The organism is Micromonospora maris AB-18-032 (assembly GCF_000204155.1).
GTDB classification, from domain to species: domain Bacteria; phylum Actinomycetota; class Actinomycetes; order Mycobacteriales; family Micromonosporaceae; genus Micromonospora; species Micromonospora gifhornensis.
Genome location: NC_015434.1, coordinates 3,881,444 through 3,906,675, shown reverse-complemented (window position 1 = coordinate 3,906,675; position 25,232 = coordinate 3,881,444). Strand labels below are relative to the sequence as shown.

Annotated in this window: 30 protein-coding genes and 1 riboswitch; of the genes, 18 read left to right on the top strand and 12 right to left on the bottom strand. The window is 70.0% G+C overall.

The features are described from left to right. Entirely contained in the window at window positions 1-957 is a 957-nt protein-coding gene (locus tag VAB18032_RS17300) for a LysR family transcriptional regulator (RefSeq protein WP_013734169.1), read from the bottom strand. A gap of 70 nt (window positions 958-1,027) precedes the next feature. Here VAB18032_RS17300 and VAB18032_RS17295 point away from each other — a divergent pair, with 70 nt between their 5' ends. After that, window positions 1,028-2,038: a YeiH family protein gene (locus VAB18032_RS17295; protein WP_013734168.1), complete on the top strand. Its 1,011-nt coding sequence runs from the start codon at window positions 1,028-1,030 to the stop codon at window positions 2,036-2,038. A 173-nt stretch (window positions 2,039-2,211) separates the two neighbouring features. Here VAB18032_RS17295 and VAB18032_RS17290 read toward each other — a convergent pair whose 3' ends face one another. Further along, entirely contained in the window at window positions 2,212-2,844 is a 633-nt protein-coding gene (locus tag VAB18032_RS17290; protein ID WP_013734167.1) for a DUF998 domain-containing protein, read from the bottom strand. Window positions 2,845-3,109: 265 nt separating this feature from the next. Here VAB18032_RS17290 and VAB18032_RS17285 point away from each other — a divergent pair, with 265 nt between their 5' ends. After that, window positions 3,110-4,078, top strand: coding sequence for a hypothetical protein (locus VAB18032_RS17285; protein ID WP_013734166.1), 969 nt, complete (start codon window positions 3,110-3,112; stop codon window positions 4,076-4,078). An 87-nt stretch (window positions 4,079-4,165) separates the two neighbouring features. On the opposite strand, the gene VAB18032_RS17280 is transcribed toward VAB18032_RS17285, so the two are convergent. Then, window positions 4,166-4,717, bottom strand: coding sequence for a winged helix-turn-helix transcriptional regulator (locus tag VAB18032_RS17280; RefSeq protein ID WP_013734165.1), 552 nt, complete (start codon window positions 4,715-4,717; stop codon window positions 4,166-4,168). A gap of 128 nt (window positions 4,718-4,845) precedes the next feature. Here VAB18032_RS17280 and VAB18032_RS17275 point away from each other — a divergent pair, with 128 nt between their 5' ends. Then, window positions 4,846-5,550, top strand: a complete 705-nt coding sequence (locus VAB18032_RS17275; RefSeq protein WP_013734164.1) for an SDR family oxidoreductase — start codon at window positions 4,846-4,848, stop codon at window positions 5,548-5,550. A 15-nt stretch (window positions 5,551-5,565) separates the two neighbouring features. Here VAB18032_RS17275 and VAB18032_RS17270 read toward each other — a convergent pair whose 3' ends face one another. The 3 genes from VAB18032_RS17270 to VAB18032_RS17260 form a co-directional block, all read right to left on the bottom strand. After that, window positions 5,566-5,985, bottom strand: coding sequence for a DUF4259 domain-containing protein (locus VAB18032_RS17270; protein WP_013734163.1), 420 nt, complete (start codon window positions 5,983-5,985; stop codon window positions 5,566-5,568). A gap of 114 nt (window positions 5,986-6,099) precedes the next feature. Further along, window positions 6,100-8,052: an ABC transporter ATP-binding protein gene (locus VAB18032_RS17265; RefSeq protein ID WP_013734162.1), complete on the bottom strand. Its 1,953-nt coding sequence runs from the start codon at window positions 8,050-8,052 to the stop codon at window positions 6,100-6,102. A 263-nt stretch (window positions 8,053-8,315) separates the two neighbouring features. Next, on the bottom strand, window positions 8,316-8,678 hold the full coding sequence (locus VAB18032_RS17260) for a barstar family protein (protein WP_081476142.1): 363 nt from the start codon (window positions 8,676-8,678) through the stop codon (window positions 8,316-8,318). A gap of 35 nt (window positions 8,679-8,713) precedes the next feature. On the opposite strand from VAB18032_RS17260, the gene VAB18032_RS30830 reads away from it, so the two are divergent. Then, entirely contained in the window at window positions 8,714-8,830 is a 117-nt protein-coding gene (locus tag VAB18032_RS30830; RefSeq protein ID WP_013734160.1) for a DUF4241 domain-containing protein, read from the top strand. Window positions 8,831-8,966: 136 nt separating this feature from the next. Here VAB18032_RS30830 and VAB18032_RS17255 read toward each other — a convergent pair whose 3' ends face one another. Further along, window positions 8,967-9,563 (bottom strand): SDR family NAD(P)-dependent oxidoreductase, encoded by a 597-nt coding sequence (locus VAB18032_RS17255; RefSeq protein WP_198408972.1) that lies wholly within the window; start codon window positions 9,561-9,563, stop codon window positions 8,967-8,969. A gap of 336 nt (window positions 9,564-9,899) precedes the next feature. Between VAB18032_RS17255 and VAB18032_RS17250 the strand changes: the two genes are divergently transcribed. The 5 genes from VAB18032_RS17250 (at window position 9,900) to VAB18032_RS17230 (ending at window position 14,997) form a co-directional block, all read left to right on the top strand. Further along, window positions 9,900-10,802, top strand: coding sequence for an AraC family transcriptional regulator (locus VAB18032_RS17250; RefSeq protein ID WP_043721100.1), 903 nt, complete (start codon window positions 9,900-9,902; stop codon window positions 10,800-10,802). A gap of 123 nt (window positions 10,803-10,925) precedes the next feature. Next, window positions 10,926-12,503, top strand: coding sequence for a phenylacetate--CoA ligase family protein (locus VAB18032_RS17245; RefSeq protein ID WP_013734157.1), 1,578 nt, complete (start codon window positions 10,926-10,928; stop codon window positions 12,501-12,503). 2 nt (window positions 12,504-12,505) lie between these two features. After that, window positions 12,506-12,946, top strand: coding sequence for a hypothetical protein (locus tag VAB18032_RS17240; protein WP_043721097.1), 441 nt, complete (start codon window positions 12,506-12,508; stop codon window positions 12,944-12,946). Continuing rightward, window positions 12,943-14,022 carry a GNAT family N-acetyltransferase gene (locus tag VAB18032_RS17235; RefSeq protein ID WP_013734155.1) on the top strand — a complete coding sequence of 360 codons (1,080 nt, stop codon included), beginning with the start codon at window positions 12,943-12,945 and terminating at the stop codon, window positions 14,020-14,022. Before VAB18032_RS17240 ends, VAB18032_RS17235 begins: the two co-directional genes overlap by 4 nt. After that, entirely contained in the window at window positions 14,023-14,997 is a 975-nt protein-coding gene (locus VAB18032_RS17230; RefSeq protein ID WP_013734154.1) for a nitroreductase family protein, read from the top strand. It begins immediately after the preceding gene. 34 nt (window positions 14,998-15,031) lie between these two features. Here the strand turns inward: VAB18032_RS17230 and VAB18032_RS17225 are convergent, their stop codons facing one another. Then, complete coding sequence (locus tag VAB18032_RS17225; protein ID WP_013734153.1) at window positions 15,032-15,604, bottom strand: riboflavin biosynthesis intermediates N-glycosidase; 573 nt, start codon at window positions 15,602-15,604, stop codon at window positions 15,032-15,034. A 41-nt stretch (window positions 15,605-15,645) separates the two neighbouring features. Then, window positions 15,646-16,053 carry a MerR family transcriptional regulator gene (locus VAB18032_RS17220; protein WP_193386259.1) on the bottom strand — a complete coding sequence of 136 codons (408 nt, stop codon included), beginning with the start codon at window positions 16,051-16,053 and terminating at the stop codon, window positions 15,646-15,648. A 25-nt stretch (window positions 16,054-16,078) separates the two neighbouring features. Between VAB18032_RS17220 and VAB18032_RS17215 the strand changes: the two genes are divergently transcribed. Both VAB18032_RS17215 and VAB18032_RS17210 read left to right on the top strand, forming a co-directional pair. Continuing rightward, window positions 16,079-16,882, top strand: a complete 804-nt coding sequence (locus tag VAB18032_RS17215; protein WP_013734151.1) for an aminotransferase class IV — start codon at window positions 16,079-16,081, stop codon at window positions 16,880-16,882. Between the two features lie 181 nt (window positions 16,883-17,063). Further along, window positions 17,064-17,146, top strand: a riboswitch (ZMP/ZTP riboswitch). A 10-nt stretch (window positions 17,147-17,156) separates the two neighbouring features. Beyond that, complete coding sequence (locus tag VAB18032_RS17210; protein WP_013734150.1) at window positions 17,157-18,020, top strand: bifunctional 5,10-methylenetetrahydrofolate dehydrogenase/5,10-methenyltetrahydrofolate cyclohydrolase; 864 nt, start codon at window positions 17,157-17,159, stop codon at window positions 18,018-18,020. An 86-nt stretch (window positions 18,021-18,106) separates the two neighbouring features. Here the strand turns inward: VAB18032_RS17210 and VAB18032_RS17205 are convergent, their stop codons facing one another. Then, window positions 18,107-18,535 (bottom strand): hypothetical protein, encoded by a 429-nt coding sequence (locus VAB18032_RS17205; protein ID WP_013734149.1) that lies wholly within the window; start codon window positions 18,533-18,535, stop codon window positions 18,107-18,109. 352 nt (window positions 18,536-18,887) lie between these two features. Here VAB18032_RS17205 and VAB18032_RS17200 point away from each other — a divergent pair, with 352 nt between their 5' ends. The 4 genes from VAB18032_RS17200 to VAB18032_RS17185 all read left to right on the top strand — a co-directional run bounded on the left by VAB18032_RS17200 (window position 18,888) and on the right by VAB18032_RS17185 (window position 21,577). Next, on the top strand, window positions 18,888-19,232 hold the full coding sequence (locus VAB18032_RS17200; protein ID WP_043721092.1) for a hypothetical protein: 345 nt from the start codon (window positions 18,888-18,890) through the stop codon (window positions 19,230-19,232). Window positions 19,233-19,323: 91 nt separating this feature from the next. Continuing rightward, on the top strand, window positions 19,324-19,719 hold the full coding sequence (locus VAB18032_RS17195) for a GntR family transcriptional regulator (RefSeq protein WP_013734147.1): 396 nt from the start codon (window positions 19,324-19,326) through the stop codon (window positions 19,717-19,719). Beyond that, window positions 19,716-20,615: an ABC transporter ATP-binding protein gene (locus VAB18032_RS17190; RefSeq protein ID WP_013734146.1), complete on the top strand. Its 900-nt coding sequence runs from the start codon at window positions 19,716-19,718 to the stop codon at window positions 20,613-20,615. Before VAB18032_RS17195 ends, VAB18032_RS17190 begins: the two co-directional genes overlap by 4 nt. Beyond that, entirely contained in the window at window positions 20,612-21,577 is a 966-nt protein-coding gene (locus VAB18032_RS17185; protein ID WP_013734145.1) for an ABC transporter permease subunit, read from the top strand. The genes VAB18032_RS17190 and VAB18032_RS17185 overlap by 4 nt, the downstream gene beginning before the upstream one ends. 21 nt (window positions 21,578-21,598) lie before the next feature. Here the strand turns inward: VAB18032_RS17185 and VAB18032_RS17180 are convergent, their stop codons facing one another. Continuing rightward, complete coding sequence (locus VAB18032_RS17180; RefSeq protein ID WP_013734144.1) at window positions 21,599-22,483, bottom strand: alpha/beta hydrolase family protein; 885 nt, start codon at window positions 22,481-22,483, stop codon at window positions 21,599-21,601. Between the two features lie 65 nt (window positions 22,484-22,548). On the opposite strand from VAB18032_RS17180, the gene VAB18032_RS30825 reads away from it, so the two are divergent. Both VAB18032_RS30825 and VAB18032_RS17170 read left to right on the top strand, forming a co-directional pair. After that, window positions 22,549-23,364, top strand: a complete 816-nt coding sequence (locus VAB18032_RS30825) for a metallophosphoesterase (protein ID WP_013734143.1) — start codon at window positions 22,549-22,551, stop codon at window positions 23,362-23,364. Window positions 23,365-23,447: 83 nt separating this feature from the next. Further along, the gene (locus VAB18032_RS17170) at window positions 23,448-23,867 is read left to right on the top strand and encodes a helix-turn-helix domain-containing protein (RefSeq protein WP_013734142.1); all 420 of its coding nucleotides are present in this window, start codon (window positions 23,448-23,450) and stop codon (window positions 23,865-23,867) included. A 9-nt stretch (window positions 23,868-23,876) separates the two neighbouring features. On the opposite strand, the gene VAB18032_RS17165 is transcribed toward VAB18032_RS17170, so the two are convergent. Next, on the bottom strand, window positions 23,877-24,392 hold the full coding sequence (locus VAB18032_RS17165; RefSeq protein WP_158309505.1) for a phosphatase PAP2 family protein: 516 nt from the start codon (window positions 24,390-24,392) through the stop codon (window positions 23,877-23,879). A 313-nt stretch (window positions 24,393-24,705) separates the two neighbouring features. Between VAB18032_RS17165 and VAB18032_RS17160 the strand changes: the two genes are divergently transcribed. Continuing rightward, a complete protein-coding gene (locus tag VAB18032_RS17160) occupies window positions 24,706-25,221 on the top strand; it encodes a hypothetical protein (RefSeq protein ID WP_013734140.1) in 516 nt (171 codons plus the stop codon). The last annotated feature ends 11 nt before the right edge of the window (window positions 25,222-25,232 follow it).

The window sequence follows — 25,232 nt, the reverse complement described above, 5'->3', positions numbered from 1 at the left end:
CTAGCGTCGACCCGGTGGGTGCTGGTCCTTGCTGATCTTCGTGGGTCGGGCCGGGGGTGTCGTGGGGGAGGTGTCGATCGCCTGCAGCAGTGCGGTGGCCGACCCGGTGAGCCGCCGACCGCGCGGCCACACCGCGCGCAGGTCCCGCCGGAGCGGCAGGTCGTCCACCGGCACGGTGACCAGGTGACCGGTGGCGAGTTCCGTCTCGACGGCGTGCCTGCTGAGCACCGCGGGCGCGGTGCCGGTCATCGCCGCGCCCTTGACGGCGGCGTTCGAGCCGAGGGACAGGTGCGGCGGCGCGGGGTCGAGGTCGCGCAGGGCCAGTTCCAGGGTCTCCCGGGTACCTGATCCCTGCTCTCGCACCACGAGCCGGGTGGCCGCCAGTTCCGCCGGACGCAGCGGGCGACGACGACGGGCCCAGTCATGCTGTGGCGCCACGACGACGACCAGGTGATCGTGCCCGACGATCATGTGATCGAGTCCGTCGGGCACGTTCGGCCCTTCGATGAACCCGATGTCGACGCTGTCGTCGGTCACCAGCATCCGCGCGACTTCCGTGGAGTTGACGACGGTCAGGCCGACCTGCACATCGGGTTCGCGCTGCGCAAGGCGGTGCAACCACCGGGGGAGCAGGGCCTCGGCGACGGTCATGCTCGCCGCCACGCGCAGGCGCGCCGCCCGCGCGTGGCGCATGGCGGTGAGGCTGTTGTCGAACTCGTCGGCGACGGTGAGCAGCCGCAGCGCCCACGTCACCACAACCTGCCCGTCGTCGGTCAGCACCGAACCGCGCGGGGTCCGGGTCAGCAGCGGAAGTCGTACCTGCCGTTCCAGCGCGGCGAGGCGCTTGCTGGCCGACGGCTGGGACATCCCCATCGTGCGCGCGGCCCGGCCGACACTGCCCAGCTCCGCCACCCCGACCAGCAGGCGCAGCGACACCAGGTCGGGAAGCACACTCATAACCCCAGGCTATGACCTGTACCCCGGTGGACGGCTACTGGAGGGGGCCAGATCACGTGAAGCTGTCCCTATGACGATCAAGGAGGCGACCAGTGTCGTTCCCGCCGCCGGTCGGGGCGGCCCCCGCCTGCTGCCGGGACTGCTCGTCGCCGCCGGTGCCGCCGCCGTCGGATATCTGGTGAATCTCCGGTTCGGCGCCGCCAGCCCGCTGGTGGTGGCGATCGTGCTGGGCATAATGCTGACCGCCTGCGGCGGCAACCGCCCGTGGTTGCAGTCGGGCCTGCGGTTCGCCGCCACCACCCTGCTGCGGATCGGCATCGTGCTGCTCGGCCTGCAACTGGTGCTGGCCGATGTCGTCGGGTTGGGTGTCGGGCCGATACTCGTCGTGACGCTGGGGGTGGCCGCCAGCTTCGTCGCCACCCGCCGGGTGGGCCGACGCCTCGGCCTCACCGCCGACCGCTCGTTGCTCGTCGCCACCGGAGTGGCCATCTGCGGCGCGTCGGCCGTGGCCGCGATGAACCAGGTCGGTGACGGCGAGGAGGAGGACGTCGTCACCGCGGTCGCGGTCGTCACCGTGCTCGGTACGGTGTCCATGATCGCCCTGCCCGCCCTCGGTGTGCTGTTCGGCCTGGACGAGGTGCTGCTGGGCATGTGGGTGGGGGCGAGCGTGCACGAGGTGGGCCAGGTCGTCGCGGTCGGCGGCGCGGTCGGTGCCACGGCCCTGTCGGCGGCCGTTGTCGTCAAGCTGTTCCGGGTGCTGCTGCTCGCCCCACTCGTCGCCCTGGTGGCCCTGGACCGCCGGACCTCCGGTCACGTGCGCAAGCCTCCGATGCTGCCGTGGTTCGTCGTCGGCTTCGTCGCGGCGGCGATGCTACGCGCGACCGGCGGGCTGCCGACAGGTGTCCTCGACATCGGGTCGGTGGCAGGCACACTTCTGCTGGCGGCTGCCATGTTCGCCCTCGGTGCCGCGGTCGACCTGCGGTCGGTCGCCCACGGCGGCCGCACCGCGTTGGCTGCCGGGACGGTCGGCACCGTCGTCCTGTCCACCGTCACGCTGGCCGGCCTGGCCCTGACCACCTGAGACCGGATGGGCGATTTCTACGCATGGTTCGTCTTCAATCCGGCTGCGCGGTTGCGCCTTCGGGTGTTCACCGAAACGGAGGGTGACGATCAATGAAGGTCAGCCGTCTTCCGGCGCCAACGCTGCCGAGTGGGGCCAACTGATCTGTGTTCTCGATGGCGAGTAGTTCCCTGTCACGCGGTGGGCGGGCGGGCAGCGGTGCCGCGTTGCCGTCGTCGGCCGGAGGCGGTGCGCAGCCCGGCGACCACCAGCAGGGGTGCGAGCGCTTCCGCTCCGGCCGCGACCCGTTCGGCCAGGCCGATCCGCTCACCGCCGGTAGCCAACTCGGCCACGAACCAGGCCACCGGCAGCGCCAACCCGACCGTCAGTGCCGCCCAGGGTGCGTGCCGTCGGGCGCGTCCTCTCGTGGTCGTGGTGCGCGGCGCGGCGAGGGCGGGCCAGAGCGCCAGTGCGCCGAAGGCCACGGTGGCGGCGAGTGTGTGTGGCACCGAGTCCCCACCGCCGGCCGGCAGCGGGAACGCGGCCACCGCCAGGGTTCCCACCCCGCCGAGGGCGAGCAGCGCCCGTCCGGCAGGTGCGAGGGGACGTAGCCCGGCGGCGGTCACGCAGTGACACAGTCCGAGTCCGGCCAGGCCGAGCGTCATGATCCACCGGTCGGTCGCGTCGACTGCGGCGAGCGCGCTGATCGTCTCGGTGACCGGGTCGAATCCGCCGGGCTGGCGGGCCGCAGCGAGGGTCCAGCCACCGATCAGGAGGATGGGCGCTGCCACGGCGGAGGCCAGCGCCCATCGGGGTACGACTCGCATTCCCGCACCGTACGTGTTGACCGGCCGAGCTGTCGATGATCAACGGGGCAGGCGGGCTGCCCGATCAGACCGGGCGCGCGTTCGATCTGGTGACGAGTACGGCGGCGGTATGGTCCCGTGTGCGCCGAGCAACGGCATCGGCGGGGAGTATCCGCCGACGCGTGTCGCGGATGGGCCTACGTCGACGGGGAGCTTGAGCATGCCGATGCTGCGGCGTGGCGAATGTGGTGCCCCGCGACGAGGTCGGGGTTGGCGTCGAACTGTCGTGGCGATCGCCGTTGCCTCTGTCGTCATGCTCAGCGGCTGCGGGACCGACGCCGAGATCGCCCCAGAGCGGCTGGCGACGGCGCAGGATGGCCACATCGTGAGTGTCGCCTGGCTACCGAGCGGCCAGCTCTACGTTCTCCGCTATGTCGACTCTGCCAGTCTCACGAGACTTGCCATGATCACAAGTAGCGGTCGAGGCGAAACGGTGGTCGTTTCGTCCACGGGGTTCTGCGGTGCTCCCGAAATCGTCACCATCTCCATCTTGCCGGACGGCAGGCTGGGCGCTGTCGTCGACTGCGAAGCCACTACGACTCATGTCAGTTCACGAATTGCCGCCGCCCTTGACGACGGGAAGTTGGTCAAGCTGGCGACGTTGGGTGCTCAGTGGCTGGTGTCGTGGGATGACGACCTGTCGAACGGGTGGGTGGAGTACGCCGCCGGTGACTGTCGGAGTATCGCCCGGTACGTGAGGGGTCACGTCGTTCCCTTTCCGAAGTACGGACCGGCTCAACTCGTACCCTTCGGCCTGGATCAGGATTTCTTCGACCCATCCGGTTGTTCGACACCGGGGCGAGCGGGATTTCTCGCCGTGGCACGGTCCGGTGAGGTCTTCTTTCTTGTCTCCGACGAGGCCGAGAGCCTTTTCGACGAGCGCGCACGATGGCGTGCGATGACCTTCGATCCCGCGTCAGGTCTCATCCGGCAGACAGGGCCGGAACTCACTGACCCCTCCGACGTGGCGGTGTCGCCGGACGGAGCTGCCCTGTTGGTGTCCGGTCGTCACGACAACAGGTCAGGTGTCTGGCGAATCGATACCACCAGCGGAGAGTTCTCGCGCGTGTTGCCCGGGCGATTCGGCGCGATAGGCGTAAGCGCCGACAGTCGACGGGCCGCCATCGCCCGTCGGACGGAGACGGGAGACGACCTGGTGCCGCTGGACCTTGTCCAGACGACACCCGGACCTTAGCCGATCATGAGCTGATCAGTTGCCCGGCTCGTGCCAACCCCACCGTCAGCGCCGCCGGACCGACCGTTTGATCATCGAACCGCAGCGTCAGTCGGAGCCGTGCGGCTGCCGGCGCGCCGCAGCCGCGTAGGCCTCGTCCTTCAGCCGCGCGGCAGCCTCTCCGAGTGGCACGTCGTGCCCCTTGGCGCATCTGACGTGGGCGGAGAGTGGGGCCTCGCAGCCACGGTGAACGAGTTCGACGCCGGTGCGGTGGTCGTCGCCGAGCAGTTCACCCCACTGCACGAGGGCAACGATGATCGGGAAGAGTGCGCGCCCGCGATCGGTGAGCAGGTACTCGTCGCGGGTGCGCTTGCCGGGCTCCTGGTAGGGGCGCCTGTCGACGATGCCGTCGGCGTACAGCTGCTTGAGTCGTCCGGCGACGACGGCCTCGCTCAAACCCGTACGTCGAGCCAACTCGTCGAACCTGGTGCCCCCGTAGAAGAGTTCACGGACTATCAGCATCGCCGAGCGCGTGCCGATCAGACCGAGTGAGCGTTCGATGCGGCACCAACCCGTCGCCGTCCAGTCGTCGCGCGCGGCGAACGCGCCCAGACGCTCGAGGGCGTCGGTGGGCTCGACAGGTCCCTCGTCGTGATTCATGACACCCATCCTACGCTGACTTTGATCCCCCAAAGCCAGGCAGGCTAGATTGCTGGCTATGGCAGACACTAGTCAGCCGGATCGCGAAGGCGGCAGCCACGCCGTCACCCACCACGGAGGGATCTGACATGCCCAGCCTCAACGGAGCCGTCGTGCTCGTCACCGGAGCCAACGGTGGCCTCGGCACCCACTTCGTTCACCAGGCCCTCGACCGGGGAGCGGTCAAGGTGTACGCCGCCGCCCGCAACCCACGGGACTGGAACGACGACCGCATCGTCCCCCTCGTCCTGGACGTGACGTCGCCGGAGTCCATCGCGGCCGCAGCCGACATCGCCGACGACGTGACCATTCTGATCAACAACGCCGGGGCGTTGAACGGCGCCAGCGTGCTCGGCGACCTGGCGGCGGCACGGGAGCTGTTCGAGACCAACTTCTGGGGCGCCCTCGCGGTGACCAACGCGTTCACTCCGGCGCTGAAGACGTCGCGGGGCACGGTGCTCAACGTGCTGTCCGTCCTGAGTTGGCTCGGCATCGGCGATGCCTACAGCGCCACCAAGGCGGCACTCTGGCAGGCGACGAACACGCAGCGCATCACGCTCGCCCCCGAGGGCGTGCACGTCGCTTCGTTGCACCTCGGCTACGCCGACACCCCGATGACCAAGGACGTCGAGGCCCCCAAGCTCGACCCGGCCGACGTCGTCCGCTCGGCGTACGACGGGATCGAAGCCGGCAGCTACGAGATCCTCGCCGATGAGCTCAGCGGCCGGGTGAAGGCCGGACTCGCGGGGCCGGTCGAAGGGCTCTACCCGCAGCTCGCCGCAGCCCGCCCCTGACCCGGGCGCGCCCGGCTACCGGGCTGTCAGGACTTTCCGCAGGTCGTGGACGTCGTCGAAGGCCCGATTGCTGGGTCCCGCGGCGTCCTGCCACAGAAAATGCCACTCCGAGTCGGCGGCCATGATCCGGTCGAGGGCCCGCGCCGCGAGCGGGACCAGGTCGTCGGGCAGATCGAGCCGACCACCGTCGAGCAGGAAATCCGGTGCGTACGAGGAGGTGATCGCCGGCCCGCCGGGCCGCTGCGCGGCGACGATCGCGGCTGCGGCGATCGCCTCGCAGGCGACATCGGCGTCGAGGTAGCCGGCCTCGCCGGCGGCCCGGCTCAGCGCCTCACGGACCAGCATCGGGCGCTTGCCCACGTCGGCGTCGTTGAGATCACCACACCAGTCGGCGGCGGTGTCGTTGTCGAACGGCCCGCTGTCCCACGTCCCCATGCCATCTCCCAGAATCGGTTGACCGGCATTCTCACATCGACCACCGACAAGATTCCCCGAACAGGGCGGCGGCCGTCGTGCAGCGCGGAGATGCAGCCGGCCGGATGCCGTGCGTCAGCCGGAGGCGGTGGGCTGGCGGGGCAGCGGTGACGTGGCCGGGGTGGTGCGGTAGCCGGCGGCCTGGAGGGTGAACAGGTCGGCGTACCGGCCGCCTGCGGCCATGAGCTGGTCGTGGGTGCCGGTTTCGACGAGCCGGCCGTGGTGCAGAACGTAGATGCGGTCGGCGTGCCGGACGTTGGCGAGCCGGTGGGTGATCAGGATGGTGATGCCACGTCCCTGCCGGTCGCGAATGGCCTGGAACAGGGCGTCCTCGGCGCGGGGATCGAGGGCGGACGAGGGTTCGTCCATGATGAGCAGGTCGGCGTCGCGCAGGAACCCACGGGCGGCGGTGATGCGTTGCCACTGCCCGCCGGAGAGGTCCTGGCCACCGGCGAAGGTACGGTCGAGCAGCGTTTCGTAGCCGTACGGCAGATCGGTGATCATGTCGTGGGCGACGGCGCGGGCGGCGGCGGTCTCGATGCGGGCCCGTTCCGGGACGGTGGTGATGTCGCCGATGGCGATGTTCGTGGCGGCCGTGAACGGCCAGTTGTGGTACTCCTGCGTGACGACGGCGATCCGGGCGCGCAGCGCGTCGTTGTCCCAGTCGGCCGCCGGGCGGCCGTTGAAGCGGATGGTGCCGCCCGTCGGGGTGCGCAGGAGGGCGATCATCGTGGCGAGGGTCGACTTGCCGGAGCCGTTCTCGCCGACGAAGGCCACCGTCTGCCCGGCCTGGATGCGCAGGCTCACCCCGTCGACGGCGGCGGTCTCGCGGTCGGGATAGCGCAGCCGGACGTCGTCCACCACGATCTCCCGCAGCTGGTCAGGTGCGTCCGCCGCGGGGGCGGCGGGCGGGGGCAGATAGTCGGCGGCGCGGGTCATGAAGCCCGTGTAGTCGCGAAAGTGCTGCCCCTCGGTGTAGATCCGGTCGGTCTGGAAGGTGACCACGGCCAGCGACCGCTGCGCGGACTGGACGGCGATCACGCAGGTCGCGGCGGCCGCGAGGGGGATCTGCCCGTCGATGAGCAGCAGACCGAGCAGGACGTACACCACCGCGGTCGCGATGCCGCCGATCATCGCCCCGACGGTGGTGGTCGTGGTCACCCGGCGGGCCAGAGCGAGTTGGATGTCGGTCTCGACGCCCATGACCCGGTCGTACTGGTCGAGCAGGAAACCACGCAGGCCGTAGGAGCGTAGTTCGGGGGCGGAGTCACGTTCGGCCATCAGGCGGTGCAGCAGCCACATCCGTCGTCGCCGCACCGACCCGGCGGCGTAGGTCCGGTAGCGCAGATGTCCGGCCCGCAGCGACGCCCACCCGTTCGGCACGGTGGCCACCAGCAGGGCGAGCAGCAGCAGCGGGTGGATCACCACGACGGCGATCGCGACGGCGAGCACCCCGGCCAGGCCGGCGAGCAGATTCATCGACGCCTGCACCAGGTCGGTGGTGGAGGTCGAGCCGCGGGTGGCCCGTTCCATGTCGTCGGCGAACGCGTCGGCGTCGAACGCCTCCAGCCGTACCGCGGTGGTCATCTCGAACAGCCGTCGCTCGACCTCCCGGTCGACCTTCGGGGTGAGGCCGTTCTGCGCGTACCCCATTGCGGCTGTCATGCTCGCTCGCAGCGCGGTCACCGCCGCCAGCGCGATCAGGGCGGGTAGCGCCGCGATCACCTTGTCGGCGGTCGGCCCGCCGGCGAACAGTTCCACGAGCACCCGCTGTGCCGCGAGCAGCCCGAACGCCGACATCACCCCGGCGCCGACGGTGGTCACCGCCACGACCGAGGTACGCAGCCGGTCGGCCCGCCAGCTGACGACGATGGCGGCCCAGACCAGGCGGGGCAACTCGGAGAAGACCGCGAACAGGCTGGCCTCGGCCCGCGCCCGTACCCCGGTCTCCCACCACAGCTCCCGCAGCTCCGGCAGTACGGAATCCTGCCGTGACGACGTACGGGTGCCGTGCTCTGTTGTGGACATGGAAGTACCTCCCGGAAACGAGCAGGATCGGCGGCGGTGGCGGCGCGGACTGGCGTTGGCGGAGGTGCCCCGACGGTTACGTCGGCGGACGTTGTGGACTGCACTCATCAGCTCGCGCGTGCCACGCCGAGATCCGGGACGACGTCAGATCGCAGCGTGTAGCAGTCCACTCCCGCAGAGTAGTGGCGTGTTGTGTCGGGAGGATGCCACCCAGCGCAGTTCCGACACACGCTTGCCCGGGTGGCCCCGATCGGGTGGCGTGGTCAGCGGAGGTCGACCTCGACCTGGTGCGCCGCGAGGATGTCCAGCAGATCGTCCAGAGTGGTCGCCGGTGCCAGCCGACGTCCGTCACAGCCGGCGACGAGGTGCGCGCGGGCGACTGCCGAGTCGTGCCACACCAGGCGGAACGGTGTCCGTGCGCCGAAGCCTCCGCGCAGACAGTCGTGGAGCGCGTCGAGGTTCCAGCCGAAGTACCCGCCGGGCCCGTTGATCGCCTCGCCGATCGCGCAGTAGAACCCTTCGATGTCGGTGACGTACCGCCCGTCGAGGTCATAGGTGGTGCCGGGTGGCCGGTCGGCGGCATCGATCCGGTGGGCGAGTGCCACTCCGGCCCAGTGGTGACGCAACTCGCGGTGGTGGTGGAGGAGCGGACCGGGCCAACGTGTACGTGGTCGGTTCGAGTTGGGGCGACGGCGTGTACGCGACCTACATCGGCCGCACCGCCGAAGGGGACATCGCCAGCTTCGTCACCGATTTCCGCGTCGTGCCGCTCGATTAGCCAGCCGGCGGCTCATTTCTGCGGCAGGTCGAGGCGTCGACGCCAGTTCGAGGTGCCGAAGGTCCGACGCTCATGCTGACCGTGCCGCGTCCGCCCGCACGCCCGTTGCCGGGCGGCGGGCGGACACCGTGGGCGCTCAGAGGTCGTAGCCGCCGGAGACCTCGATGTTCTGCGCGGTGATCCATCCACCCGTGTCGTCGAGCAGGGCGGCGATGACCTTGCCGATGTCGTCGGGTTCCCCGAGGCGGCCGAGCGCGGTCTTGGCGGCGAGCATCGGGATCACCTCCGGGTACGCCTCGAAGCCCACGACGCCCGAGGCGTCGGCAAGCCGGGTCCGGGTCGGCCCCGGTGAGACGGCGTTGACCCGGATGCCACGAGCGGCGAACTCCTTGGCCATGTAGCGGGTCAGCACGTTCAGGCCACCCTTCATGGTGGCGTACGCGGAGTAGCCGGCGTCGACGAGGCCGGTGGGCAACGCCGAGTTGCTGCTGACGTTGACGATGGCGCCACCGTCGGCGAGCAGCGGCAGCAGCGCCTGGGTGAGGAAGTAGGGGCCCTTGAGCAGCACCCGCATGAACCGGTCGAACAGTTCCTCGGTGGTGTCCTCGAACATCGCCATTCCACCGAAGCCGGCGTTGTTGACCAGGTGGTCGAAGGTGTCCCGCTGCCAGGTGTCGCGCAGCGCGGTGACGACGTCGTCGCGGAAGGCCGGGAAGGTGTCGCTGCGGCCGATGTCGAGCCGGAGCGCGACGGCGGTGCCGCCCCTCCTTCTCCACGGCCGTCACCGTGTCCTGCGCGCCGGCCGGGTTGCCGCTGTAGGTCAGGATGACGCCCGTGCCGCGCTTGGCGAGTTGGATTGCCGTGCTCTGGCCGATGCCGGAACTGGCACCGATGACGATTGCGACCCGCATGCTGTCCACCTGTTCATTCGTGGAGCTGCTGTCAGCTCCCGGCGATTCAGATGAGTCCATCTGATCAGCCTGAACAGGTGATCTGTTAGAAGGATGTTCCCGACCTCTTGCCTGATCCTCTCATGCGGTGGAGGCGGCGTCCGTGCTTGAATTGTCCGGTGTCGCTTGACGAATTGAGGGGATTGCTGGCCCGTCACGCCCGCCCTGACGGCAGCACCGCCATCGACGGGGTGCTGATCGGCCGGGCCGATCAGGCGCACCTGCCCTCGGCGTCGATGTCCGGCACGGTGCTGGCGCTCATCGCCCAGGGCGCGAAGACCCTCGCCCTCGGCGACCGGGTGTACGAGTACCGCGCCGGCCAGTACCTGATCGCCTCGGTCGACCTGCCGGTCACCGGCCACTACACCGAGGCCAGCCGCGAGCGCCCGGCCCTCGGGTTCGGCCTCGTCCTGGAGCCGGCGGCGATCGCCGAACTGCTGCTCGACACGCCACCGGGAAGCCTGCCCCGGACCCACGGCGCACCGTCCGCGCTCGCCGTCAGCGACGCCCCGGTCGAGCTGGTCGACGCCGCGGTACGGATGCTGCGGTTGCTGGAGACGCCCCGCGACATCCCGGTGCTCGCCCCCATGATCAAGCGGGAGATCCTGTGGCGTCTCGTCACGGGGGAGCAGGGCGAGACGGTCCGCCAGGTCGGCCTGGCCGACAGCAACATCGCGCACGTCAGCCGCGCGGTGCGCTGGATCCGCGACAACTACCGGGAAGCGTTCCGGGTGGAGGAGGTCGCCCAACTGTCGGGCATGAGCCTGTCCGCGTTCTACCGCAACTTCCAGGCCGTCACCGCGATGAGCCCCATCCAGTTCCAGAAGCAGATCCGTCTCCAGCAGGCCCGGCTGCTGCTGGCCACCCACCCCGACGACGTCACAGGTGTCGGGCACGCGGTGGGGTACGACAGCCCGTCACAGTTCAGCCGCGAGTACCGCCGCCACTTCGGCGCCCCACCCAGCCAGGACGCCACCCGTCTCCGCCGTACCGCGCTCACCCCCGTGCCCGCCATGCCGTAGCGGTCGATCCGGTCGGCACTGCCGGCCCCGGGGAAGCGTCACCGTCGACTGAGTAGGGATGCTCAGCCCGGACACCGTTCGCGGTCTCAGGTGTCGGCCCGTCGGCATCGCGAGGATCATGGCATGGCCGATCTGCCGCACCGACACCTCGCTCTGCATACCACTTCTTCACCGCTGCCTGCCCTGGCCGCGCGTGGCCGGCAGGCCGTGCTGGCCCCCCTCGGGCGCGCGGTCGCCGCGTTGAGCCGGCTCGTCGGCCGCCACCCCGCCGGATGGCGGTGGATGGCGCGGCGACACCACCCGGCCCTGGACGCGCTGGCCGCGGCGCACGCGCGGGCCGTCTGCGTACGGGCCGCCCGGCAGGTGCCCGCCTACCGGGCCTTCCTGCGCGCCCGTCCGGGCGGTGTGCGTCGTCGGCTGACGGATTTCCCGGAGACCGACAAGCTCGGCTACGTGGTGGCCCACGACGCCGCCGCCCGCTGCTGGCACGGGCGGTTTCCCACCCGAGGGGTGGTGGTCGACGAGTCGGCCGGCTCGTCGGGGCGGCCGTTCAACTGGCCGCGAGGGGACCGGGAACTGCGGGCGGTGCACCGGGACATCGTCGGCTACACCGGGCTGGTCTTTCCGATGCGTCGACCGTTCGTGATCAACGCGTACTCGATGGGGGCCTGGGCGACCGGGACGACGACAGGTGCCGCGATGGCCCGGATCGCCGTGGTGAAGAACACCGGGCCGGACCTCGGGAAGATCGTCGACACGCTGCGCGAGTTCGGCCCCGACTTCGACTACCTGGTGACCGCGTACCCGCCGTTTCTCAAGCATCTGCGCGACCGGCTCGACGCCGAGGAGTTCCCCTGGTCGCGGTACCGCATCTACGCCAGTTGCGGCGGTGAGGGGATGACCGAGGCGCTGCGCGACTACCTGGAGCAGCGGTTCGCGCTGGTCCGCTCGGCGTACGGGGCGTCGGACCTGACCATCGGCATCGGCGCGGAGACCCGGTTCACGGTGTGGCTGCGGCGGCGGCTGCAGAACGACCGGGCGCTGCGGGCCGAGTTGCTCGGCGCCGACGAGCAGCGGCTGCCGATGGTGTTCCAGTACAACCCGTTCGCCACCTACCTGGAGACCAATGAGCACCGGGAGTTGATCTGCACGGTCACCGGTGACGTGCTCCAGCCCCGGCTGCGCTACAACATCGGCGACGAGGCGCTGCTCGTGCCGTACCGGCGGATCGTCGAGCTGGCGCACGCCGACCCGGTACGCCGGGCCGAGTTCCGCACCGCCGTCTCCGCGGAACGGATGACCCTGCCGGTGTTGCTGCTGTTCGGCCGGCGCGACTCCACGGTGTCCTACCTGGGGGCCAACCTCTACCCCCAGGACGTCGAGTACGGCCTCTACACCGGCAACCCGTACGCCGCCGAGATCAGCCGCTTCTGCCTGGCGCTGGTCGAGGACGCGGCGCTGGAGACCCGGCCGGTGATCCACATCGAACTGCGCCGCCCGCTGCCCGCGTCGCAACGCGAGGCCCTCGCCGCCGCCTGCCGCAGCGGGGTACGTCGGCACCTCACCTCGGTCTCCCGGGACTTCGCCCAGTCGCTGTTGGAGGACCCGACCGCCGGTGACCTGCGGGTGGAACTGCACGATCCCGGCAGCGGCCCGTTCGTCGGCGATCAGAAGATCAAGAACGTCTATCTGGTGAGGTGACCATGCGTACAAGTGACTTCTCCCGCGCTCCCGCGCAGGCCCGCGCCGGGGCCATGTTCATCGGCGCGACCCGTTACAGCAACCCGTTGGTCCTGCTGCGGCTGGCACCGGCCTGGTTCCGGGTGGTCCGCGACATGCGACGGATGTCCGGCTACTGCTGGCACACCGTCTACTGGCAGTTCCCGCTGACCCTCGGCACGATCGCCTTCTTCACCGACCGCGACGCGATGCTGCGCTTCGCCCGGACCCGCGAGCACCGCCGGTTGATGGTCTGGTTGACCGACGGCACCCGCAACGCGACCGCCGGCTTCATCCGGCTCTACACCGCCGCCCCCGACGGATACTCCAACGGCACGTGGCGCGCCGAAGGCCCGGAGATGGGACACATCGCCACCTTCACCCCCATCGGCGCGGAGCGCACCGGGCCGGAGGTCGTGCGGTGAGAACCCGGTTCGAACGGGTCACCGGCCGCCGGGACCTGCGGGACTTCTGCACCCTCACCGACCGGCTGTACGCCGGCGAACCGTGTCACGTGCCCACCCCACGGCAGCAGATCCGGCGGTGGTGGCGCGACGGCGTGCCGATGTACCTGCTGCGCGACGCCACCGGCACGGTGATCGGACGCACCACCCTGCACACCGACGCGGCCTTCGACGCCAAACTCGGCCGCCGCTGCCAACTCTTCGGGCTCACTGAGTTCACCGAGCCGGCCGCCGGTCCGCTGTTCGACGCGATCACCGCCCACGCCGCCGCCGACCGGGAGCTGCTCTTCGGCCCGGTGGCGCTGCTACCCAACCAGGCCGGTGGGGTGATCACCTCCGGGTACGCCGACCGGGGTTTCGTCGACAGCGCCTGGAACCCGCCGCACTACCCGATCGCCTACGAGGCGTACGGGTTCCACCGCCGCTTCGAAGCCGACACCTGGATCTGCCCGGTGCCCACACCGCCGCAGCCGAAGCCGTCGACATACATAAAATCCGATGGCGTACGCCTCGAGGTGCACCGAGGTGACCTGCGCCGGCTCGACGAGCAGCTCGACCTGCTGCGCGGGATGCTCAACGACTCCTTCGCCCAGCTCGGCTACTACACCCCGATCTCCGCCGAGCAGCTGCGGCGGCAGACCGACGGGCTGGCGTACCTGCTGGACGAGTCGCTGCTGCTCTACCTGACCCGCGACGGCGCGGCGGTGGCGTTCGTGCTCTGCGTACCGGACATCAGCGAGTTCCTGGCCGGGGTGCGCGGCAACCTGCACCCGGTCAACCAGCTGCGGTTGCTGGCCAGCCGCCGCCGCTACCGGCGGGAGGCGGTGCTGATCATCAAGGGTGTCGTGCCGCGGTACCAGGGACACGGTTACCAGCGGCTGCTCTCCGCCCACCTGCACCACAACCTGTACGCCGCCGGCTACACCACCCTGCGCAGCACCTACGTCGAGCGGGACAACCCGGCCTCGGCCGCCCAGTACCGACGCCTCGGCGGTCGCCCGCTGCACGGGTACACCTTCTACGCGAAGGAGCGGTAGGTGGACCTCGCCGCGTTCCGTGCGCTCGCACCGCTGTGCTGGCGGGCCCCGAGCGCCCACAACACCCAACCGTGGCGGCTGCGGTACGAGCCCGCAGCGATCCGCGTCGGATGGGACGCTGTCCACACGCTGCCGGCGGCCGACCCCACCGGCCGCGACCTGCGGCTGTCCCTCGGCGCGTTCGTCGAGACCTGCCTGATCGTCGCGGCCGACGCCGACCTGCACCTGGAGTACGTCGCCGACCACGACGACCGGTGGGTGGGTCGGCTGCGGCCCACCACACACCGCTACTCGACCCCCTTCCGCGCCATCGACGTGTGGGAACGCCGTACCGACCGGGGTCACTTCGCCGCCGGTCCGGGACCGGACGTGCTCGCGGCGGTGGACCGGGTCGCCCGACGAGCCGGCGGCAGCGTACGGGTCGTGCCGCACGCCGGCCGGCTCGGTGCCCTCCTGCGCACCGCCGACCGGCACCTGTACGCGGACCCGGCGATCACCGCCGAACTGCGCCGCTGGCTACGGCTCGACCCGGCGCACCCGAACTACCACACCGACGGGCTCACCGACCGCTGCCTCGCCCTGTCCCGGCCCGCCGCGGTGGGCCTACGCGCGACGCTGGCCGCGTACCCGGTGCTGCGCCCACTCGGCCTGCCCCGGCTGCTCGCCGCCGCCGACAACCCGCTCGCCCGAGGCGGCACCGTGCTGGCCCTGGTCGCCCCCGACAGCCTCGACCAGGCCGGGCAGGTCGAGTTCGGACGGGTGCTGATGCGGTGCTGGTTGACGCTGCACACGGCCGGGCTGGCAGCCCACCCGCTCAGCCAACTGATCGACGTCGCCGCCACCCGTACCGCCCTCGCCGCGCTGCTGGACGTGGCACCCGAGCGGCTGTTGCACGTCGTACGGGTGGGCCTGCCCACCCGGGCCGCGCCTCGCTCGGCCCGCCGGGTCGGCGGCGGCCCTCCCACCACCTCCTGATCACGACAGCCCGGTCCCCACTTCACGGCCTCGATCAGCGGGCGGTTTCCTGTCCGGTCAGGATGTCGCGGGCCTGCATGAGTGCGAAGCCGAGCAGGTTCAGCCCGCGCCAGCGTGCCGGGTCGGTGGCGTGCGGATGGTCGGCGGCCAGGCCGATGCCCCAGATCCGGTCGAGCGGGCTGGCCTCCACGAGGACCCGCTCACCGGTGCCGATCAGGTACGTGCGCAGCGCAGGATGCTCGTCGAACTTCGCGACGGTGCCGGTCAGCACGATGTCGTAGCGGTGCTGCTCCCACACGTGCTGGTCGAAACCGGTGACCTGCCGGCCCAGCATCTTCGCCGCGTGCGGGTGCGCCGCCGCCAGGACCCGGGCGGCGGTGGCGTGGTCGTCGAAGAGGGTGGCCTTGCGCCACATCATGTAGTGCTCGGCGGTGGCGAAACGCAGCCCGTCGATGGTGAACGGCGCCGACCACCACTGGCTCAGGCAGCCCGCCCCGACGCTGCCGTCGCGCTGTGGCTGGTGGCCCCAGAAGAACAGGAACTTCACCCGGGCACCCGAGCGCATCGCCGCGGTCAGGTCGGCGACGCTGTGTACTGACGTGACCATGTGAGCGAGTCTCCGGCAGCAGGCGTTGCGCCGCACCGCCATTATCGCGGCGCGCCCGCCCCGAGCTGTCCCTGCGTCGGGCTCGACGAGTCGATGAGTCCTTGCAGGGCGGTGCGGGTGCTCAGTAGAGCGGCGATGCGTTCGTCGTACGCCTGCAGGTGTTCGACGAGGGTGGGCACCGCGCAGGGTTCGAGTCGGCCGGGTTCGTGGATGCACCCCAACAGTTCGGCGATCACACGAGTCGGCAGGCCGGCGTCGAGCAGGAGGCGGATGGAGCGGACCTGCTCCACCGCCGAGACGTCGAAGAGCCGCTGCCCGGTCGTGGACCGCTCGGCGGGCAGCAGGCCCTGGTTGTCGTAGTAGCGCAGCATCCGCGGGCTGACCCCGGTGCGCAGGGCCAACTCACCGATGCGCAGCAACTGCCTTCGCTGGCCGTTTGCCTGTGACACTGATGTCAGCTCCTACCGTCCTGGCATGGCTGTCTCGCTCACTCATCTCAACGGTAAGCCCGCCACCGCCGCCGACCTCGCGCCGTTGGCGTTCGCCGGCTACGCCCACTTCACCGCGATGCAGGTCCGCGACCGGGCCGTCCGGGGCCTGGATCTGCACCTGGAGCGGCTGCGTCGGGCCAGCGAGGTGCTGTTCGGCCAGCACCTGTCCACCAGCCGGGTCCGCGAGTACCTGCGCCTGGCCGTCGACGAGGGCGGGCCGGACGCGTCGGTGGCCTGCTTCGTCACCTCCCGGCCGGGGGAGTTCATGGTCGACGACACCGACCCGGCCCTGGACGTGCTGATCAAGCTCACCGACCCGGCCCAGCCGCCGACCGGGCCGATGGCCCTGGACGTCGTGAGCCACCAGCGGCACCTGGCGGGCATCAAGCACGTCGGCGAGGTCGCCAAGACCTGGTACCTCCGGCAGGCCCGAGCCCGCGGCGTCGACGACGCCGTCTTCGAGGACGGTACGGGCCGGCTCAGCGAAGCGACCATCTGGGATCTGGCCTTCTGGGACGGCGAGACGGTGATCTGGCCGCAGGCCGACCTTCTGCCCGGAGTCACCATGCAGATCCTCACCCGTCAGCTTGCCCACCTCGGCGTCGCTCAGCAGACCCGCGACATCCGCCGGGCCGACCTGACCGAGAACCTGGCATGCGTCCTCATGAACTCGTGGACCCCCGCCATTGCCGTCTCCCACCTGGGCGACCGGCAACTCGCCGACGGCACCACCTTCGCGCACCTCCTGCACGAGGCGTACCGGAACGAACCCCCGACCCGGCCCTGACACCTCAGCGCCTGCGGCAAGGTCACGCTCGATCGTGGATCGAGTGGTCATCTCGCGGCTCCGATGCCACTCGATCCCTGATCGAGCGCGATCTCGCGTGTGGAAGGGACGCTGCGCTCTCCACGTGGCGAGGCACGTGCACCTGGGCGTACGCGATGATCGATGTTCGAGCCGGGTATCGTGCGGGGAGGGCGACTGGCGGCACGGGGATGGGTCGGACCATCGGGGAGCCTGTCACGGGAGTCGACCGCCTGGGCTGCCGTTCGGAGGAACCATGCCCAAGACCGCTCGACTTCTCCCCGGCGTACCGGTGGCCGAGGCCGTGTTCGCCGACATCACCCGGCGGGTCGCCGCTCTACGCGAACGAGGCGTCACGCCCAGCCTCGCCACGATCCTGGTCGGTGACGACGATGCAAGCGCCGGATACATCCGGATCAAGCAGCGGCAGGCCCGCCAGCTGGGCTTCGACTCACCCCACCGGCACCTGCCCGCGTACACCACCCAGCACGACCTGCTCGACGTGATCGCCGGTCTCAATGCCGACCCCGACGTGCACGGGGTCCTGCTCCAATACCCGATCCCCGACCACCTGGACTACGACGCCGCCCTCCTGGCATTGCACCCGGACAAGGACGTCGACGGTTTGCACCCGCTGAACATGGGCCGGCTGGCCCTCGGCCTACCCGGTCCGCTGCCGTGCACCCCCGCCGGAATCGAGGCGTTGCTGACACACCATCAGATCTCCGTCGCCGGCCGCGAGGTGGTGATCCTCGGCCGCGGCGCGACGATCGGACGACCACTGGCGATCCTGCTGGCCCAGAAACGCCCCACCGCCAACGCCGCGGTCACCGTCGTCCACACCGGCGTCCCGGACTGGTCGCGCCACACCCGGCGCGCCGACATCCTCGTTGCCGCGGCCGGCGTCCCCGACATCATCCAACCCGAGCACGTCCGCCCGGGCGCGGTGGTGATCGGCGCCGGAGTCCGGTACGCCGGCCGCCGCCTCCTGCCCGACGTCGACGAGGCCTGCGCCACGGTCGCCTCCGCGATCACTCCGCGCGTCGGCGGAGTCGGCCCCACCACCGTCGCCATGCTGTTCCGCAACGCCGTCACCGCTGCCGAACACGCCACCACCTGACGTACACCACCGGACGTTGCGGATGGGGCTGACTCGCGACAGCTCCAGCCACGTTGTCGAGCTTGTCGAGTAGGGAACTGCCCCCGTCACGGATTGCGGCGAGCCGTTCCGCCGTAGAGGTGCACGCGGTGGTCGACATCGCGGTCCGGCTGTCGGTGTACGAAGTGTCCAGGAGTCACCTGGCCGTAGCTGACGTGCACCAGCCAATCCTCGTAGTACCAGCTCGGGCTGCAGGCGCAGCCGGTGAACCGGAAGTTCGCCCGGTAACGGCCGACCTGACCTGTGGTCAGCGTGAACAGGCGAGTGGAGGCGTACGGTCGCGGATAGGCTGCCGCACCGGGCAGCCGGTCGACGGTGAGGGTCTGTCCGGTGCGGCCCAGCCAGAGGCCGATGTCGCGGGCCTGCTTCACGCCGCCGTGCAGCACCTTTTCCTGGCGTTCGTAGTCGACCGCCTGGTCAGCCAGGACCTCGTGGACGACCACATAGCCGTCCGGCAGCGACCGGGGCAAGGCCACGGCCCGGTCGAGGCCACGGCGTGCGTTCGCGGCTGTCGCGCCGCGTGCATCAGCCGTCCACCGCACGCGAACCCGCTGAACAACGATCACACCTGAGCTTCGCTCAGCCCGCGCCCCACCCGCCAGCCGGTATCTTCGAACACCGTCGCGGGGCGTACGTCGATCGCCATGACGCCTACCCTGCCATCGTCCACCGACACCGCACGGCGATCCCGGCAGGACCATCGGCTGGGATACCCGGGCCGAAGCGATGGCATCGGCCCGCACGCAGAGCAGGAGCGCCGGCCGCTCGGCAAAGCCGGCGCCGGGTACGAGTCGACAGGCTGTTCGCTGCAGTCGCTAGTCTCGCCGCGTGCGTGATGATCAATGCGACGTGTGGACGCTGCACCGGCGGGACGATGGCGGCCTGCTTGCTGAACTCGTGGTGACCGGTGGTGACTTCCCGTGGCTCAACGCTCATGTCCGTCCGACGGAAGGCTTCCCGGAGGTCCGGCCGCTCTTCGCCGAGGAACTGCGGTTGCTCGACCACATCGACCAGAACGGTGAGTCCTGGGAGCGCGCGTACGACGCGGTCCGCAATGCCGTGACGCTGCGGTACCCGCAGGGCCGGGAGGTGCCCGAGTTCCTGCTGCACATCGAGGGCGATGAGGCCTGGTGGCGGTGGAGCGACGAACCGTTCGACAAGGAGGACAGCTAGTCCCCTGAGCGCAGACGAGCGGGCACGTCGGCTCTCTTGACCAGTGATTCACTGCTTTACTATGGTCCTAGTAAAGCAGTAAGGAGTCATCGTGTTCGTCTTCCGGCTCGACACCCGCTCCGGGGTGCCGCCGTACCTGCAACTCGTCCAGCAGGTCCGCCAGGCGGTGCTGCTGGGTTTTCTCCAACCCGGTGACCGCCTCCCGCTCATTCGCGAGGTGGTCGAGGACCTGGCGATCAATCCGAACACCGTCGCCAAGGCGTACCGCCAGATGGAGCAGGAGAACCTGGTCACCGGTCGGCCCGGCCAGGGCACGTTCGTCAACGCACAGCAGTCGGCCGCGATGTCGGCATCGACGTACACCTCGCTGCGCCGCGGCCTGGCGACCTGGCTGCGCCGCGCCTACGCGGCCGGCCTCGACGAACAGGCGGTCAACGCGCTCTTCACCTCCGTCCACCAGCAGACGAGGAACGAGGACGTGGCGTGACAGGGACCGAGTTCGCGCTGCGCACGGACGGTGTGGGCAAGCGGTATCGGAAGGGTTGGGCGCTGCGTGACTGCACCCTGGCCCTGCCGGCGGGCGGCGTGATCGCCCTGGTCGGGCCGAACGGCGCGGGCAAGACCACGCTGCTGCGCCTGGTCGTCGGGTTGCTGGCCCCGAGCACCGGCACGGTGGAGGTCCTCGGCCACGACGTCACCGCCAGCACCCCGCAAACCTTGTCCCGTGTCGGGTTCCTGGCCCAGGACCACCCGCTGTACAAGCGCTTCACCGTCGCCGAGATGCTCCGCTTCGGCCGGGCCTGCAACCTGCGGTTCGACCAGGGGCTGGCCGAGCGCCGGCTGGCGAAGCTGGGCATCCCGCTCGACCGCCGGGCCGGCACGCTCTCCGGCGGGCAGCAGGCCCAGGTCGCGCTGGCTCTGGCGCTGGCGAAGCGGCCGGACCTGCTCGTCCTCGATGAGCCGGTGGCCAGCCTCGATCCGCTGGCTCGGCACGAGTTTCTCCAGGTCCTCATGGGTGCGGTGGCCGAAGGCGGGGTGACCGTCCTGTTCTCCTCGCACGTCGTGCACGAGCTGGAGCGTGTCTGCGACCACCTGGTCGTGCTCAACCAGGGTCGGGTCACGCTCACCGGTGACATCGACACCCTCCTCGCCGAGCACCGGCTGCTCGTCGGCCCGCGTACGGCCACCGACCTCGACCGGGCCGGCACCGTCGTGCAGGCCGTCCACAGCGACCGGCAGACGACCCTGCTGGTACGCGACGGTGGGCTTCCGGCCGCGCCCGGCTGGCAGGCCCAGCCGGTCGCGCTGGAGGAGCTGGTGCTGGCGTATCTGCGCCGGTCGTCCGAGCCGAGCGGCACGGTCTGGTCGGAGGTGGCGGTATGAGGTGGTTGATCTGGCGTCAGCACCGCACCGAGGTCTGCGTCCTGGGTCTGCTCGTCGGCCTGTTCGGCGTCGCCCTGCTCGTGCTCGGGACACAGGCCCACGACCTGTTCCCCGGTGGTCCCGCCCGCTGTGCGGGCGAGGCGGGTGTCGACGAGGCCTGCACGGCCGCGTTCCGCCGGCTCGACGAGGAGTACGGGTACCTGGAGAACCTCCTGGCGGCCTTCTACCTGGTCCCCGTCGTCATCGGTGCGTTCCTCGGTGCGCCGCTGCTCGCGCGCGAACTGGAGGACGGCACCTGGCAGCTCGCCTGGACGCAGGCCGTGCCGCGGATGCGCTGGCTGGCGGCCAAGCTCGTGGCACTGGCCGGCGTCACCGTCGCGCTCACCGGGATGTTCACCGTGGTGCTCACCTGGTTCCGTCAGCCGTTCGACGCGTGGGAAGGGCGGTTCCAGTACGACGCCTTCGACCTGGAGGGACTCGTTCCGATGGCGTACGCGCTGTTCGCGTTCGGCGTCGCCACCGCCGCAGGGGCGATCCTGCGACGCAGCCTGCCCGCGTTCGGCGTCGCGTTCGGGGCGTTCGTCGCCGCCCGGATGTCGGTGGCGCTGCTGGCCCGCCCCGCGTACGCCACGCCGCTCACCACAATGGCCCCGGTTCCCGTCGGTGGCGCGAAGGACCAGGCGGGGCACAGCGTCGCCGACTGGACGATCGAACGTGGCTACGCGGACGCCACCGGGCGCAGGCTGAGCTCGACCGAGTACTACGAGCTGGAGGAGGCCGCCAACCAGGCCGGCACCAACCTCAACCAGTTCCTGCACGCCCGAGGCGTCCAGCAGTTCGGGGTCCACCACCCGGCCGACCGGTTCTGGACGTTCCAGCTCATCGAGGCGGCCCTGTTCATCGCCGTCGCGGCGATCCTGATCGGCGTGGTGGTGTGGCGGGTACGACGTCGTCTGATCTAGGCCTGTGCTGACGCTGGCGGGTCAACGGCGCATTCGTTGCTGGACCCAGGTGAGCATCGTGCTGTGGTAGTCGGAGCTGATCGATTCGAGCGCTTCGGCCCCGCCTGCGGTCGGCAGGTGGGTGCAGCCGGCGAGCCGGTGCACGGTCAGGTCGTCGGTGGCGGCGGCGCGCCGCCACACGGCGATGCTGTCGTCGGCGGGAGTCCACTCGTCGGCCTCACCGTAGAACAGCAACGTCGGGCAGCGCACCTGCGCGATGACCGGCTCCGGGTCGTGGTCCATGTCCGCCCAGGTGCCGGGATGGTCGTCCAGATCGCGTGGGATGTGGGCGAGGGAGAACCACGGCCGGTCGGCGTACCCGTCGATGACCGCCTGCGCGGTCGTACGGTCGATGTGCCCGCGCACGACGTTCTCCAGGGTTTCTCGCAGGCGGGTCAGGTCGGCGAGTTCAGCGCTTGCGTAGCCGTTCAGGAGCAACTGCTGCGCGGTCCCGTACCGCATCTGGGCAGCCGGGCTCACCCCGCTACCGGCGACCAGCACGAGGAACGAGATCAGCTCGGGCCGACGGGCCGCGACCGCGGACGCGGGCCAGGCGCCCTGGCTCCACGCCCACAACCCCACGGGGACGTCGCCGACGTGACGACGCACCTGGGCGACGGCCGCCAGGGCGTCGTCGGCCTGGACGGCGTACGGCACGTCGCCCCGTTCACGCGGACGGCGGTCGAAGCGCAGCACCGCCACGCCGGCCGCCGGGAACACCCGCGCCAGGTGCTCGTAGAGGAAGTACGAGCGTCGCGGCTCGCCGGAGCCGTGCAGGACGACGATCGCGCCGCGCGCCGGCCCGTCCACCGGCACGTCCAGCGTGGCCGGCAGGGACACGTCGCCGGCATCGACAACCAGCTCCATGGGGTGAGTCAATCAGGAACCGGCGGCACCGCTGACAGCCGGGGTATCAGGCGTACGGAGGGCACATGACGAAGGTCATGATCATTGGTGATGTCGGCGGATGTGCCGACCAGCTGTCTCAGGCGGTGGCGTCCGCGCAGGCCGACCCGGATGCCGTGATGATCCAGGTCGGCGACCTGATCGACCGTGGACCGGACAGTCCCGGCGTGCTGACCTTCGTTCGGCAACGCCTAAAGGATCCGCGGCGGTGGATCCAGCTCGTCGGCAACCACGAATCGCAGTACCTGGGCGCGGAGATGTTCTGGCCGCAGCGGCTGCCCGACGAGGACGCCGCACTGCTGAAGAGCTGGTGGCTGCGGGATCGCCTGCGGGTGGCCGCCGCAGTGCGCACCGTCGACGGAGAAGAACTCCTGGTCACGCACGCCGGTCTGACCGTCGACGCGTGGCGGAGGCTGGGTGAGCCGGTGACCGCTGCCACCACAGTGGTCATGGTGCCAGATGGCGCTCGGCATGCGCCGCGCCGCCGTGCGATCCGGTTTCGCAGGCGGATTCCCGAAAGCCGACCGGTTGTGGTGGCCCCGGGCCGTCAAGGCCCGGGGCCACGGTTGCCGATTCGCGTCGGGTCACGATCCCCCCTGATGCGCTGCGGCCGTACCGGCTCTCAACCCCTCGCGCCGGTGCCAGAGTGCTGTGGTGCGGACTCTGGGCGGGCTTGCGCATCCCCCGTTTCGTCCCCTCCGCGATCGGCGTTCACCGCCCCGACTGTGCGGTATGTGACGTCGACATACCTGATGTCGGGTTCACCTGTTGCTTCACTTTGGTTGTCCGCTACGGTGTCACTGCCACAACAGTGGTCGGGTGCGGCCAAGTCAAACACGTGAGCAGCGCCTATCGCAACTATTGTGGATAATGCGCACGCACTTGACCACAATGGTGGTGTGCGGGGTTTGACCAGGAGGGGGCCATGGCCGACTGTGCCAACGGGTCGTTCGCCGCCCGGCTACGGCACCTGTTCGACACCCGTCGCAAGCCCGGCACAGGCAAGCCGTACACACCGGACGAGGTGGCGAAGGGGACAGGGCTGTCGACCAGTTATGTCAACTACCTCCTCAATGGGGAGAGAGACAATCCCACGCGGTCGGCTATTCAGCAGTTGGCGAACTTCTTCCGAGTACAGCCGAACTATTTCTTCGAGTCGGTCGCACCGGACGTTGTCAGCGCGAACGTCGAGGTGGAAGCCGATCCTGACCTTGAGACCATCACGGTGCTCGCCCGACGGATGCCTGCCGGGCCGTCTCGGGCGAGCCTGCGTGCGATAGTCGAACAGGTCGCCGCACTGGAGGCGCAGAGCAAGGCATCGGGCCGGCGAAACCAGCCAGAATAGGCCGCCGGCCTAGCGCAGCAGACCGAACGTCGGCACTGCGACGAGCAGACCGACGATGGTGCCGGCGAGGACCTGACCGGTGGTGTGCTCGCCCAACCGGACCCGTGACCAGCCGACGAGCGCCACTACGGGCACCGACACGAGGAGCGTCGGACCGAACTCGATCACAAGTACTGCGGCGGAGCCCGCGGCTACCGCCGCGTGAATGCTGAGCTTCCAGAAAAGGTTGACGACGGTGACTGCCACGCCGATGGCGAGCATCACGACAACCATGGCGAGGAGTCGTCGGGGAGCGTCGAAGCTGACCATCAGGGCGATGCCGGCGATGACCGACAACAATCCGTAGACCAGCGGGGTTCGCCGCTGCTCGCGGACCCGAATGTGATGGTCCGTCAGCCGACCACGACGTACGCCCCACCAGATCAAGCTGTTCGGGATGACGGCGCAGAAAAGTGCTCCGGTCAGTGCCCATGGCAGGCCTTCGCGGATCGACGGAGCGCTGGCGGTTCCGACCACAATAGGCATGACGGCGGCCAGGAGGGCAGGCGCGAACACTTCGGTCGCGATGCGAGCCACACGGTGGGCCGGTCGTCGAGCCTGACTGCTGATGGCTACGGTCACATCTGCATTCTGCTCCCAGCGGTGGAACCTCCACGACCCATCGCTCGACGGAACTCCCCGGAACCGGCTCCGTCTAGCTAAGCTGCCAGCTTGCGTCTGCCACTGTTGTGGTTGTGCGCTCGGCTGAACAGTCGAGCGCCCTACCAGGACATCCTGAACAGTCGGCAAGACGGTGTTCCGGTGCGGGCTCTCTACGCGGGGGGAGTGGCAGTAGGCGATGTGGCACCAACAACGTCGGACACATCGCCTCCTGCGCCAGCTTGAGTTCGACCTGCCGATGCCGCTGACGGTACAGGCACTGGTGGCGGCCCTGGAGGCGGTACGGCATCGTCGCATTCAGTTCGTCGCCATGAGCGTTGAGCAGACGGGACCGTGTGGACTGTGGGTGGCCACGGGCGAAACCGACTACGTCCTCTACGGCCGCGACTCGCCGCCGATTCTCCGGCTTCAGACGATCCTGCACGAGCTGATGCACATCGCACTGCGGCATGCCGGCCATGCAGCTCTCTCGTGGGGGACGGGCCAGGTCGCCGGCTTGGATGACACGCCGACGGAAGTCGTGCTCGCGCGTTCGACGTCGGCCTTCGGCGAGCAGCAGGAACACGACGCGGAGCTGTTGGCAACCTACCTGGGTGCCCGGCTCGACGGCGGGGATCAGGTAGGCGCCTTCGAGGACCTCGCGGATGCAACGGCAGCGGTGATGTACCGCATTGCTGCCGTCCTGGCGGAGTAGACGGGGAGAAG

Excerpts from the sequence above, each read along its gene's own strand:
- VAB18032_RS17270 (WP_013734163.1), bottom strand. The coding sequence starts at position 5,985 with ATGGGGACGTGGGACAGCGGGCCGTTCGACAACGACACCGCCGCCGAC.
- VAB18032_RS30825 (WP_013734143.1), top strand. The coding sequence starts at position 22,549 with ATGACGAAGGTCATGATCATTGGTGATGTCGGCGGATGTGCCGACCAG.
- VAB18032_RS17275 (WP_013734164.1), top strand. The coding sequence starts at position 4,846 with ATGCCCAGCCTCAACGGAGCCGTCGTGCTCGTCACCGGAGCCAACGGT.
- VAB18032_RS17265 (WP_013734162.1), bottom strand. The coding sequence starts at position 8,052 with ATGTCCACAACAGAGCACGGCACCCGTACGTCGTCACGGCAGGATTCC.
- VAB18032_RS17240 (WP_043721097.1), top strand. The coding sequence starts at position 12,506 with ATGCGTACAAGTGACTTCTCCCGCGCTCCCGCGCAGGCCCGCGCCGGG.
- VAB18032_RS17210 (WP_013734150.1), top strand. The coding sequence starts at position 17,157 with ATGCCCAAGACCGCTCGACTTCTCCCCGGCGTACCGGTGGCCGAGGCC.
- VAB18032_RS17165 (WP_158309505.1), bottom strand. The coding sequence starts at position 24,392 with ATGCCTATTGTGGTCGGAACCGCCAGCGCTCCGTCGATCCGCGAAGGC.
- VAB18032_RS17215 (WP_013734151.1), top strand. The coding sequence starts at position 16,079 with ATGGCTGTCTCGCTCACTCATCTCAACGGTAAGCCCGCCACCGCCGCC.
- VAB18032_RS17280 (WP_013734165.1), bottom strand. The coding sequence starts at position 4,717 with ATGAATCACGACGAGGGACCTGTCGAGCCCACCGACGCCCTCGAGCGT.
- VAB18032_RS17245 (WP_013734157.1), top strand. The coding sequence starts at position 10,926 with ATGGCCGATCTGCCGCACCGACACCTCGCTCTGCATACCACTTCTTCA.
- VAB18032_RS17290 (WP_013734167.1), bottom strand. The coding sequence starts at position 2,844 with ATGCGAGTCGTACCCCGATGGGCGCTGGCCTCCGCCGTGGCAGCGCCC.
- VAB18032_RS17300 (WP_013734169.1), bottom strand. The coding sequence starts at position 957 with ATGAGTGTGCTTCCCGACCTGGTGTCGCTGCGCCTGCTGGTCGGGGTG.
- VAB18032_RS17225 (WP_013734153.1), bottom strand. The coding sequence starts at position 15,604 with ATGGTCACGTCAGTACACAGCGTCGCCGACCTGACCGCGGCGATGCGC.
- VAB18032_RS17295 (WP_013734168.1), top strand. The coding sequence starts at position 1,028 with ATGACGATCAAGGAGGCGACCAGTGTCGTTCCCGCCGCCGGTCGGGGC.
- VAB18032_RS17185 (WP_013734145.1), top strand. The coding sequence starts at position 20,612 with ATGAGGTGGTTGATCTGGCGTCAGCACCGCACCGAGGTCTGCGTCCTG.
- VAB18032_RS17160 (WP_013734140.1), top strand. The coding sequence starts at position 24,706 with ATGTGGCACCAACAACGTCGGACACATCGCCTCCTGCGCCAGCTTGAG.
- VAB18032_RS17180 (WP_013734144.1), bottom strand. The coding sequence starts at position 22,483 with ATGGAGCTGGTTGTCGATGCCGGCGACGTGTCCCTGCCGGCCACGCTG.
- VAB18032_RS17170 (WP_013734142.1), top strand. The coding sequence starts at position 23,448 with ATGGCCGACTGTGCCAACGGGTCGTTCGCCGCCCGGCTACGGCACCTG.